Origin of the sequence: Peijinzhouia sedimentorum (assembly GCF_049340005.1) — a bacterium.
Lineage (GTDB): Bacteria > Bacteroidota > Bacteroidia > Cytophagales > Cyclobacteriaceae > CAXBDP01.
The window spans coordinates 193,194-205,930 of the sequence record NZ_JBMPIY010000006.1 but is presented as its reverse complement, the minus strand read 5'-3'; the positions used below and the strand labels follow the sequence as shown (position 1 = coordinate 205,930).

5 protein-coding genes are annotated in these 12,737 nt (G+C 39.2%); 1 reads left to right on the top strand and 4 read right to left on the bottom strand.

Annotated elements, in window-relative coordinates; genetic code table 11:
- Positions 1–12: 12 nt before the first annotated feature.
- The 4 genes from ACOXY8_RS10590 to ACOXY8_RS10575 all read right to left on the bottom strand — a co-directional run bounded on the left by ACOXY8_RS10590 (position 13) and on the right by ACOXY8_RS10575 (position 9,059).
- A complete protein-coding gene (locus ACOXY8_RS10590) occupies positions 13–1,419 on the bottom strand; it encodes a RagB/SusD family nutrient uptake outer membrane protein (RefSeq protein ID WP_458331562.1) in 1,407 nt (468 codons plus the stop codon).
- Positions 1,420–1,437: 18 nt separating this feature from the next.
- Positions 1,438–4,443, bottom strand: a complete 3,006-nt coding sequence (locus ACOXY8_RS10585; protein ID WP_458331561.1) for a SusC/RagA family TonB-linked outer membrane protein — start codon at positions 4,441–4,443, stop codon at positions 1,438–1,440.
- 221 nt (positions 4,444–4,664) lie between these two features.
- Positions 4,665–6,080, bottom strand: a complete 1,416-nt coding sequence (locus tag ACOXY8_RS10580) for a RagB/SusD family nutrient uptake outer membrane protein (RefSeq protein ID WP_458331560.1) — start codon at positions 6,078–6,080, stop codon at positions 4,665–4,667.
- An 18-nt stretch (positions 6,081–6,098) separates the two neighbouring features.
- On the bottom strand, positions 6,099–9,059 hold the full coding sequence (locus ACOXY8_RS10575) for a SusC/RagA family TonB-linked outer membrane protein (protein ID WP_458331559.1): 2,961 nt from the start codon (positions 9,057–9,059) through the stop codon (positions 6,099–6,101).
- 324 nt (positions 9,060–9,383) lie between these two features.
- Here ACOXY8_RS10575 and ACOXY8_RS10570 point away from each other — a divergent pair, with 324 nt between their 5' ends.
- On the top strand, positions 9,384–12,485 hold the full coding sequence (locus tag ACOXY8_RS10570; protein WP_458331558.1) for a WD40/YVTN/BNR-like repeat-containing protein: 3,102 nt from the start codon (positions 9,384–9,386) through the stop codon (positions 12,483–12,485).
- Positions 12,486–12,737: the final 252 nt, after the last annotated feature.

The window sequence follows — 12,737 nt, the reverse complement described above, 5'->3', positions numbered from 1 at the left end:
TAATTAATCAGACTACCTGTAAGCAGAGTTTTGAGTCATCTGTGGATTTGCCAAAATATCAGCATTTGGAATAGGCATTAGGAATCTTCCTTCTGTAGGAATTGACACTAAACTAGAGCCTGCTGTTCTTGTCAAATCCTGAAGTGTGCTCATAGCACGCCCAGTTCTGATCAAGTCGAACCAACGCTGACCTTCGATTGCAAACTCCTTATCTCTTTCTTGCCAAATTGCGCTCAGAATCTCATTAGTGCCAGATGGATTTACGTCATCTAATCCAGCTCTGTTCCTTACCGCATTCAAATCACTAAGTGCTCCAGCAGCACCCCCAGGCGCTCCATTTACACGAGCTTCAGCACGGATCAAGTGCATTTCAGCAATTCTCAAAAGAGGAATATTACTCGCATTTTGCAATAAATCGTATTTGGTGCTGTAATAAACAGTTTGTCCACTAAATACTCTTGAAGCAATAAGGTTTGCACGCTCGTCACCAGCCTCATTTGTAAGATAAGTGTGGTATTCAGGATGGAAACATACACCACCACGACCACCTAAATTAGGTGGATAATACCAACCACGGATTCCACTGAAATCGATATTGTTGTAATCCATTTCAAAAATAGATTCATCAGAAAACTCAGTTCTATAAATGATAGAAAAAGGTTCAACTAGTGTAAATCTAGAATTTGAAATTACTTCAGTAGCAAAACTTGCCGCTTGAGTCCAATTTCCTTGATAGAAGTAAGTTCTCGAAAGCATTGCTGCAGCAGCAGGCTTTGTAAGTCTACGACGATTATCAGTATTATTGCCTCTAGTTTCAGGAAGTCTTGAGTAGCCTTCTTGCAAATCGGAAAGTACTTGCGCCCAAGTAGCTTCAAAAGAAGCTCTAGGAGCATAACTCTCATCATTGATGCCGTTTGAAGGAGTTGTACGAATTACCACACCTTCTTCATTATAAGCATTTGGAATACCACTCCAGTATCTTGCAAGTTCAAAGTAAAACATACCTCTGAATGTATATGCTTGGCCAAGAAAATCATCAATCTTAGCTGCAGGCATATCCACATTTGGTGCGTTGGCAATTATTTGGTTTGCCATATCAATACCACGATAAATCTGGGTGTAGAAGTCATCTACTTCTGTATTATCAGCAGAGTTAGTGTATGTATCTACTTGGTTGAATGCATCCCAAGTATCAATAGATTGGACTGCATCTGAGGCAAGATCGCCAAATATAAATGGCCTCCAAGAGTATACCAATTGAGCCTCATTATAAAGGCCATTAAGTACGGCTTCAGCAGATTTTTCATTCGAAAATGCAAGTTCTGTTGAAATCTGTTGCTGTGGTTCATGTTCTAGTACTTCGCACCCGAAGACCACTGTAACCAAAGCTATCAAGCTATATAATTTTAAATTTTTCATTGCTTTTTAGTTTAATGGTTAGAATGTAAGTGTAATACCACCTGTAAATGTTCTAGGCTGTGGCATAACTGCGATATCCACACCAGCTACCAAGTTTCCTGGACTTGTACTTACTTCAGGATCTAAACCTGTATAGTTTGTCCAAGTAAGTAAGTTCTGAGCTTGGAAGTAAACTCTCGCTCTTGACATACCGATGCCAAGGCGGGAGGTAACGTCAGTTGGTATAGCATACCCTACCATTAAGTTCTTCAATCTTAAATAAGAACCATCCTCTACATGTCTGCTTGGGCGTAAATCAGCAGCATAGTTTGCAGTAGTCATTCTTGGAACATCAGTAACATCACCTGGTTGCTGCCAGCGATCCAATTGCTGCGATGTGTAACCTGTAGTTCTAGTACCGCCATGCTCAAAGAAGAATCTACCATAATTCAGCACTTCGTTTCCTTCACTAAATTGGAAGAATAACATCATATCGAAATTCTTGTAGTTCAAGGTATTTGTTAAACCACCAACAAAACGCGGGTTGGCATCACCATACAGATATCTGTGGACATTCGGGTTGAAGGTTGCATCTCCTCCAGTTTCCCAAATTGCATCACCCGTTTCAGGATCAACGCCATTCTGAACGTGCACCCAGAAAGAATAAAGTGGTGCGCCTTCTTCTACTCTTATATAGTCACGAGTAAAAGTTGTGAAAGGAGAAGCAATTTTCTTAACAAGGTTTTTGTTTTGAGAAATATTGAAGCTGGCATTCCAATTGAAATCAGATTTCTGGATAATAGTACCATTAATACCCAACTCAAATCCTTTGTTTTCAATCTCCCCAAAATTTTGGACTAATGAGCTGTAACCCGTTGTTCTTGGTACTGGTACTGCCAAAAGTAAGTCTTTGGTTTGCTTGTTATAAACATCCAAACTAACAGTCAACTTATCTTCAAATAAGCCTAAATCTAAACCTAAGTTAATTTGATTAGTAGTTTCCCATTTCAAATTAGGGTTTGCCAATTGATTGGCTGTAATACCTGCATCATCAACATAAGCTGCAGGCCCCCCTGGCTGACCTTGACCACCAAGGTTCAACCCACCTCTTTGGCCACCCCAAAGTCCTCTTGACTGGAAGTCACCAATACCTGCTTGGTTACCAGTAACACCATAAGAAACTCTGAACTTCATGTCGCTAATAGCTGAAAGATCTTGCATAAATGCTTCATCTGAAATTCTCCATGCTGCAGCTACAGAAGGGAAGTAACCCCATCTATTGTCTACACCAAAGCGGGAAGATGCATCAGCTCTCATATTCAATGTAAGCAAATACTTTCCTTGGAATCCGTAATTAATTCTGGTAAAGTAAGAAGCAATGCCCCAAGAAGAACCTACAGAGGAAGAGTTCTTCACAGCTGCAGACGCAATGTTTTTGAATAAATCATTTGCAAACTGAGTACCTGAAGCACTTGTTCTAGTAAACCTATTTTCTTGTAAAGTATTACCAAAAAGCACATTCAAATCATGGTCAGTACCGAATCTTGTTTGGTAGGTCAAAACATTTTCGTTGATCCAGTTATTATCTGTAGTAATTGTGGAAGAAGCAGAACCATTGTTTGCCTCACCAGTCGCTAAACGAGTGTTTGAATATTGATCTTCTTCTACAAAGCTATTATCCATAGACCAGGTAGTTCTGAAAATCAAACCATTCGCAATTTCATACTCTGCATATGTACTACCTATAAAACGCGTGGTGCGCATCAAATAATCAGTTTCAACAGCTACAGCTACTGGATTTTCCCAGAATGGGCGATAATAAGAACCATCTGCATTGTAAACTGGATAATTAGATGGGTAAAAATAACCTGTACTTAGTGCTCCATTAATCGCATTACCATTCAATGCTCTGTTTCTAGTGTTTACACCATAAGTAGCATTAATACCTACTTTCAGTTTGTCGCTTGCCAAAAACTCCAAATTCATACGGCCTGTTGTTCTTTCGAAATTGGCAGGCTTCAAAATTCCTTCTTGGTAGTTTTGGTTACCCGAAACGAAGTATTTAACTCTTTCGTCACCACCACTTACTGATACATCAAGGTTATATGAGCTGGCTTCTTGGAACAAGTAATCGAACCAATTGGTATCGATAGCTTGGCTAGGATTTGGATAAGGCTCAGGTCTGCCATTGTTTCTAGCAGCTTCGTTTTGCAACATTTCAAATGTAGGCCCATCTACACGAATGGAATTTGGATCTCTCCATGCTTTAGAAGTACCAATAAATGAGTTAACTGTCACGGTAGCTCTTCCTTCAGTACCTCTTTTCGTTGTAATTAGAACCACACCATTGGCAGCGCGAGCTCCATATATCGCCGTGGCTGATGCATCCTTCAAAATTTCGATAGATGCAATATCAGCAGGGTTGATATCCGCTAAAGGGTTTACGGGCTGACCAAATGTACTACCAGCTAAGTTATTTGCTTGTAGTGGCACACCATCAATTACGTACAATGGATCGGAACTACCATTGATTGAGGTAGTACCTCTTACACGTACGAACATCCCTCCTCCTGGCTCACCAGATTGAGAACCGACGGTAACACCCGCCGCACGGCCTTGCATTAATTGATCTGGGCTGGTAATCGGAATGTTTTCCACATCCTTAGCACTTACAGAGGAAATGGAACTTGTAAGGGTTTTTCGTTCCTGTTGTCCATACCCAACTACTACTACTTCGCCTAAGGTTTGAATATCCTCAGCCAATCGAATATCGATTTGAGTCCTGGCTCCCACAGTGACTTCTTGCTGCAAATACCCAATCATAGAAAAGACCAAAACGGCCTCATTGCTTGGAACTCTTATTTCAAAGGAGCCATCACCACCAGTAAAAGTCCCTGTGGTAGTTCCTTTTACCTGAATGTTTACTCCTGGCAGTGGAAATTCCTCTGCATCTGTGACTACCTTTCCTCGCACTACCCTCTCCTGTGCAAACAGGAATCCCGGTAGGATTAAAGCGAAGAAAAAAAGTTGTAAGGTTTTCTTCATAATAAATTGTTTTTAGTTAGAGGTTACCCATAATAGTTTTTAGGGAATATCAATTTATAATTGTTTCACCTGAATGAAAAACAAACAGGATATTTTTTATTTCAATGGCACTTTTCTAAGTATAAAAGGAGGAATTGTATCTATGACGTAAAAATTAAAAAGGGAACCCAGTACTGGATTCCCTTTTTAATTTTAAAATAATAATAATCAATTCATTTGTGTTAGTCACCGTAGCCTTCGTTTTGCTCCAAGTTAGTATTAGATATAATATCTACTCTTGGGATAGGTAAAATTTGCTTAAAGGCTTGACCGATTGCAATTGGGACAGATGAGTTAGTTCTATTTACTGCTGAAAGCACTACCAAAGCACGCCCTGTTCTTACTAAATCAAAGAACCTGTGTCCTTCTATATGAAACTCATAAGCTCTTTCTTTTTCAATAGCTAATAGAACGGCCTCTTGGGTCATGGCGCCAGAATAGTCTGCCAAACCTGCTCTATTTCTAATCATATCTAAATCAGCCACAGCAAGTGCAATAGAATTCTTATTTGCATAAGCTTCAGCTCTATTCAAATACATTTCAGCGATCCTAAGCACATGAGTATTATCAATATTTCCTGGTTTTTGATATTTAAGTGGATAATAAACGCCCTGTGCAGAATTAAAACCAAACATAGCTCCTCTTGAATCATTCGGATTAGACCTAATCTCATTTACAAAATCAGTATGCATAGCTAAATCGCCTCGCCCCCCTAGTCCACCAGTTGATGGCAAATACCAGTTACGAATACCACTCTGATCGGCATTATTAAACTCAATTTCAAAAATTGCTTCTGAAGTAAGTTTACCTGCAAAAATGTCAGCGTAATTTGCCATAAGCGTATATCTAGAATCATTAATTACTGCTGTTGACTGAGTAATCACATCATCCCATTCTCCTAGATACAGGTGCAGTCTAGATAATAGAGCTCTTGCAGTAGATTTTACAGCTCTTGATCTTGAGAATGCATCAGAGGCTTGTGCTTCAGGCAATAAGCTTAATGCCTGAGTTAAGTCATTTTTTACTTGTGTATAACCTGCTGCTAAATCAGGACGCGTAGGGTACAGTCCATCATTTACTCCTCTTGAAGGTTCCGTTGGCAACACAACGCTTTTGGTTCCCACCTTTCCAGGCACACCACCGAAAGTTCTATTAAGATCAAAAAACGCTAAAGCCCTAACAAAATAAGCTTGACCAGTAATATTGCTCTTTTTTGCTTCAGCCATTTCAATTGCTGGAACTGATGCGATTAGATTATTAGCCTGGTTTACCGCTTGGTAAGCAGCAGTATAGAAGTTTGTAACTTCCAAATTTGAAGCATCTAATGCATAGGTATCTAATTCACGGTAAAAATCCCATGTCCCAATACTTTGCCCAATGTCTGCGCTTACATCTGATATAATTTGGAAATTACGTCCATAATATCCAGCTGCTTGCAATTGATGGTACATACCTGCTAATGCGGCATCTGCACTTTTCTCATTTGTAAAAGCACCCTGATCAGAAATTTGTGTCTCTGGTTCTTGTTCAAGTACATCGCAACTGAAAGCAATTACACTTGAGAGGGCAATCCAAGAAAATATATTTTTTAGTTTCATGTTGTTCTAGGATTAAAATTAAAATGTAATATTAAAGCCACCCATAATAACTCTTGGCTGCGGAGTCGCATAGAAATCAACACCTTGTGTAAGTGTTGTAGAAGCAGTTGAAGTCACTTCTGGATCCATACCTGAATAATTTGTGAAAGTCAAAAGGTTCTGACCACTCAAATAAACTCTTGCAGATCCCATCCCAATTCTGCTAATCAAATCAGTTGGTAATGTATAACCAATTGAAAGGTTTTTCAGTCTCACATAAGAACCATCTTCAACAAAGCGTGAAGGTCTCAAGTTAGCTGCATAGTTTGCATTAGTCATGCGAGGTATCATTGTCACATCACCTGGTTGCTGCCAGCGATCTAACTGAGTAGCAAGGAAGTTAGTATCACGAGTTCCACCATGTTCTTGGAAAAATCTAGTCCAAAATAATTGGTCATTCCCTAATGAGTATTGGAAGAATATCATAACATCAAATGCTTTATAATTCAATGTATTAGTGATCCCTCCAAAGAAATCAGGCCAAGCGTTTCCTACTAGAAATCTATCTACGTTAGGATCAAAATCTGCATTAGGATCAATTGTTCTCCAAATAGGGTCACCTGTTTCAGGGTCTACACCTAATTGATCATGGAACCAGAAAGAATACAAAGGAGCTCCTTCTTCAATACGAACAATATCTCTATTATATACGGCTATTGGCTGTGCTAGCTTCTTCACCATATTTCTATTTTGAGCAACGTTAAACTGAAGATTCCAGTTAAAATCTTCGGTAGAAGCTAGGTTTGCATTGATTCCCAATTCAAATCCTTTATTCTCCACTTCACCAAAGTTTTGCACAATGCTACTAAATCCACTTGAAATTGGAATTGGCACTGCTAATAACAGATCTGACGTTTGCTTATCATAATAATCTGCTGTAATAGTTAACTTATCATTCCATAGGCCTAAATCAACACCAATGTTAAACTGAGCAGTTTTTTCCCAACGCAAATCAGGGTTTGCTAATTGAGCTGGTTGTGTACCTGGTGCTGCTGTATAGTTTGCTCCACCACCCCATAGTCCTCTTGATTGAAAATTACCAATTCCATTCTGGTTACCTGTTATACCATAACTTGCTCTAAGTTTCAATTCACTTATCGCTGGAGTATTTTGCAAAAAATCCTCTTCGGACAATCTCCAGCCAGCAGCTACAGATGGGAATGTACCCCATTGGTTAGCTTCACCAAATCTAGAACTACCATCACGACGGACGTTTACTGTCAATAAATATTTGTTATCCAAAGAGTAGTTGATTCTTGTAAATAAAGAAGCAATACCCCACATTGAACCATCAGAAGATGAAGTTTGTACCGCTGCAGAAGCAATTCTTTTGAAATCATTTGATGGGAATTGCTGTCCTCCTGCTGTTGTTCTTTCAAATGTTGACTGCTGAAGGGTGGTACCAAGTAGTACTCCTAAATCATGTCTTCCATTTATTCTAGTTTGATAGTTAAGTACATTCTCTTGAATCCAGTTATCATCTACAGTAACTACAGAAGTTGCTGAACCATTTGTAGAAGCTCCAGCATTCAAAAACGTATTAACATATACATCCTCTTTTACATTATTGTAATCTACACTAAATGAACTTCTCAATGATAATCCAGGGAAGAATTCATATTCACCATAAACAGTTGCTAATACCCTGTTTGTATTCATGGTAATATCATTTTCATTGATAACAGCTAAAGGATTCTCAAAAATTGAGAATTTTGTGTAGTCCCCATCAGCATTATAAGGAGCCAAGTTAGGTGGAAAGAAGTGGGTACCTCCTAGGGCACCATTAATGTTATCATCATTTTGAACTCTATTACGTGTACTTCTTGAGTACAACATACTTGTTCCTAACTTCAATTTGTCTGTTGCAAGAATATCCAAGTTCAAACGCCCAGTCTTTCTATCAAAAGCAGATGGTGCAACAATACCTTCTTGCTGAAAACTAGAAGCAGAAACTAGATATTGTACTTTAGGATCTCCACCACTAACAGAAACATCCATATTACTAATTGGAGCGTCTCTAAATACCAAATCGCCCCAATTAGTGGAAGGTCTACTGCCTATATTAGTATAAATAGGATTTCCCCCATTATTAACCGCTGCTTCGTTTCTAAGTTCCTCAAAAGTAGGCCCATCTACTAGGTCAGGAGTTCTCCATGCACTTTGTGTTCCGTAATAAGAGCCAATACTTATTTTAGCCTTACTATTATCACCACGCTTCGTAGTAATTAGAACAACACCGTTTGCTGCACGTGCACCATAAATTGCAGTTGCAGAGGCATCCTTTAAAATTTCAATGGAGGCAATATCTGCTGGATTTATATCAGACATTGCATTTGTAACTTGTCCACCAACTCCTACACCAGACAAGTTGCCTGAAAGAATTGGCACACCATCGACTACATACAATGGATCATTTCCAGCTGTAATTGAAGTAGAACCACGAACTCTCACGAACATACCACCACCAGGAGTACCTGATTGCGACTGTACTAATACACCAGAGGCACGACCTTGCATCAATTGATCAGGGCTAGCTGTAGGTATATTTTCAATGTCCTTGGCTGATACAGAAGATATAGATGAAGTAACAGTCTTACGGTCTTGCTCACCGTACCCAACTACGACTACTTCGCCAAGTTCTCTAATATCTTCTCCCAACAAAACATCAATCGTTGTGCGAGTACCGACAACCACTTCTTGAGTGGCATATCCGATTAGTGAAAAAACTAATACGGCATCATTGGATGGAACTTCCAAAGTAAATTTTCCATCTCCTCCAGTAAAAGTACCTTGGACGGTACCTTTAATTTGAATGTTGACACCAGGCAATGGAAATTCTCCATCGGCTGCTATCACTGTACCTGAGACTGTACGCTGCTGGGCAAAGCCCATTCCTACAGCTAACAGCACCGCCAAGGCGGATAGTAAGGTTTTCTTCATAGGGTTAGTGTTTAGGTTAATTGTTCAAAATTTTCTGAAAACTTATCGAAAAATAGGCTTTGTATTCACCAAAGCAAAACGAATTTATATCCTTTTTTTCAAATATTCGAATAATTAAAATTCATCCGTTTTTAATTTTACGAAATTTTGTTTTGCTCAATAATATCAACAAATTGAAAATTATATTTTGTGAAATATATACCAATCGAAATAATAGCTTTTGAAAAATAATAATGTGTTTCTAAATTCTGCCCTCTTATCTTTAAATAATGAAAATGATAACCTAAACAACCTATGATGAAAATTTTGCAAAATCTTGTTTTAATGGTAGGCTTACTTTTGTGCCTCCCTCAAGACATCCTATCACAAAACCAACTCATTTACGACACCTCATTATATGAGGAAATGAGTTATCGAAATATCGGCCCCTTTAGAGGCGGGAGGTCGGTAGCTATTACGGGTATCCCATCCAAACCACTCACATTTTTTGTTGGGTACACGGGTGGTGGACTTTGGAGAACAGAAGACGCTGGCATCTCTTATCAAAATGTATCTGATGGCCAATTCACTTCTAGCTCAGTAGGTGCTATTGCAGTAGCGCCTTCGGATCCTAATGTGGTATATGTTGGCATGGGTGAAGCGCCCGTTCGTGGTGTAATGACCGTCCACGGCGACGGGGTTTACAAATCTACAGACGGTGGTGATACCTGGAAGCACATGGGCTTAGATCGTACTAGACAAATATCAAGCGTGCAAGTTCACCCATCAGATCACAATATAGTATATGTAGGTGCGCAGGGAAGTCCTTATGGAGCCAATGACGAAAGAGGTGTTTACCGTTCCATGGATGGTGGCGAAACTTGGGAACTAGTACTTCATTTAGATGAAAACACTGGCGTAAGTGATTTAAGCCTCGATGTAACTAACCCTAGAGTACTGTATGCCGCATTTTGGGAACACCGCAGATATCCTTGGATTGTAGACAGTGGTGGAGAAAATAGCTCTATTTACAAGTCTGTAGATGGTGGAGATACATGGGAAAAACTCACAAACGGACTACCAAAATTTATGGGCAAAATTGGTGTAGCTGTTTCTCCAGCAAATAATAAAAGAGTTTGGGCAATCGTGGAAGCAGAAGATGGTGGTTTATTTAGATCTGATGATGCAGGTAAAACTTGGACCAATATTAATAAGGAGAGAATCCTAAGAACCCGATCTTGGTATTACATGCACGTGTTTGCCGATCCAGTTGATGAAAATAAAGTGTATGTTCTAAATGCGCCATTTATGAAATCCATCGATGGAGGTAAATCCTTCGAAAGAATTCAAACACCGCACGGAGATAATCACGACCTATGGATCAATCCAGAGCATCCAGAAATTTGGGCAAACGCTAATGATGGTGGTGGCAACATCTCCCTCGATGGAGGCAAAACTTGGTCTACGCAACAAAATCAGCCGACTGCACAAATATATAGAGTAAATGTGGATCATCTTTTCCCATACACTGTTTACGGTGGGCAGCAGGACAATTCTACTATTGCAATTCCAAGTGCACATAATGGCCCAGGCATTCCTTGGGGAGCATTTTACTCAGTTGGAGGTTGTGAGTCTGCATTTGTTGCATTCAACCCTAAAAATCCTCAATTTGTCTATGCAGGTTGTTACCAAGGCATTATTAATGAGTGGAACAGAACTACTGCTACCGCCAAAGACATAATGGCTTATCCATTTCTCGGTTTAGGTTCTAAGCCTTTGGATCAGAAATATAGATTCAATTGGAATGCACCAATTATCGTTTCTCAGTTTAACCCTGATGTTATTTACCATGCAGGCAATGTGGTTCTTAAATCTACAGATAGAGGCTTGACTTGGGCAGAAGTAAGTCCCGACCTTACTCGAAATGATCCTCAATATTTAGATTATGGTGGCGGACCAATCACCCGTGAAGGAGCGGGAGGTGAAATTTACCAAACCATTATTCACCTTATTGAATCTCCACATAGTGCTGATGTACTTTGGGCTGGCACAGATGATGGACAAGTTCATGTAACTACAGATGGCGGCCAAAATTGGAAAAATGTAAGTCCTCCAAACTTGACCAAAACAATGCTCATAAATGCTGTAGAGGTTTCACCACACGATCCAAATACAGCATACATCGCTGTAAATGATTATAAAGTGAATGATTTTACTCCTCATGTTTTCAAAACCACAAACAATGGTCAGACTTGGAAGAGAATTGTAAATGGCATAAAAGATGAGCATTTCACAAGAGTGGTAAGAGAAGATCCGAAGCGTAAAGATTTGCTTTATTTGGGTACAGAGTCAGGGATGTATGTTTCATTCAATGGTGGTGACCTTTGGCAGCCATTCCAAAACAACTTGCCGGTGACACCAATCACTGATATGTTAGTTTATGATGATGATCTTGTGATAGCAACTGCTGGTAGAGCATTTTGGGTTTTGGATAATCTTACTCCATTACACCAACTTAGCAGTGAAGTAGCCAATGCCGATATGCATTTGTTCAAACCAAATGATGCTCTCCGCACGCCATTCAATAAAAACAAAGAGGCTACTAAAAATGGACTAGGCGAAAATCCATATCATGGTGTTATGGCATATTATACTTTGAAGGATGGACATGATGGAGAAACTCCTTTGAAGGTTGAGTTCCTGGATGCATCAGGAAAAACCCTCCGCACTTTTGCACATGACTCGAAATTACCTAGCGATAAAATCAAAGGTAAAGAAGGCCTTAACATGGTTTATTGGGACTTAACAACTCCACCTGTAGAAGGCCCTGAAGGTCTTGTTGCCGGTTTTGGTCGTGGTGGCTATAGAATTGCTCCTGGCACTTATACTGTAAAACTTACTCATGGCGACAAAGTGCTTACACAAACTGTAGAAGTAAAACCTGATCCAAGAGAAACAGCTACACAAGAGCAATACTTAGAGGAACAGAGAATCCTCGAAGCACTTAATGAAAATTTGGTTCAGATTTACGCTAGAGTAAATGACCTTCGCGACATTCGTACTCAGGTTCAATCAATTATTAAAAGAATTGGTGATGACCCAGAATATGAAGCAATATTAGAAGCAAGCAATACAATGGTTTCGGATATTGATGAAATGGAATGGCTAATGATACAACCAAAGCAGGAAACCTTCCAAGATGTTATCAACTATGAAAACAAGTTAGACAACCACTTTATCCATCTGACAAACCTTATCAACAATGCTGCGGCTCCAGTAACAACTGGCCAAAAAGTAAGACTAGGTGACTTAGAGCAAGAATGGAATCAAGTAAAATCTCAAATCAGAACCTTTATTGAAACTGATTTGAAAAATTACAACGACAGACTTTCTGCTTCCGGCTTGCAAAATGTTGGGCCACAAGTACAGCGTACTGGTCAGAGATAAAATTGACTTAAAAATTCTTACCAATAAAAAAGGTGCTCGATCGAGCACCTTTTTTATTGACTTGTCCGCCATTATTCTGGGAATAGCATTAGCAATGTAAATTACCTTCAAATAAGATTTTTAAAAGCCTAACTTCACAATACATTAAAAATCAGAATTTTACATATAATTATATTTAATTTGGATAAATTTTGCTATTTTTCCCATACAGCAAACTTACAGCTTAACTACTCTAGCTTTTTTCAATTTATC

Excerpts from the sequence above, each read along its gene's own strand:
- ACOXY8_RS10575 (WP_458331559.1), bottom strand. The coding sequence starts at position 9,059 with ATGAAGAAAACCTTACTATCCGCCTTGGCGGTGCTGTTAGCTGTAGGA.
- ACOXY8_RS10585 (WP_458331561.1), bottom strand. The coding sequence starts at position 4,443 with ATGAAGAAAACCTTACAACTTTTTTTCTTCGCTTTAATCCTACCGGGA.
- ACOXY8_RS10570 (WP_458331558.1), top strand. The coding sequence starts at position 9,384 with ATGGTAGGCTTACTTTTGTGCCTCCCTCAAGACATCCTATCACAAAAC.
- ACOXY8_RS10580 (WP_458331560.1), bottom strand. The coding sequence starts at position 6,080 with ATGAAACTAAAAAATATATTTTCTTGGATTGCCCTCTCAAGTGTAATT.
- ACOXY8_RS10590 (WP_458331562.1), bottom strand. The coding sequence starts at position 1,419 with ATGAAAAATTTAAAATTATATAGCTTGATAGCTTTGGTTACAGTGGTC.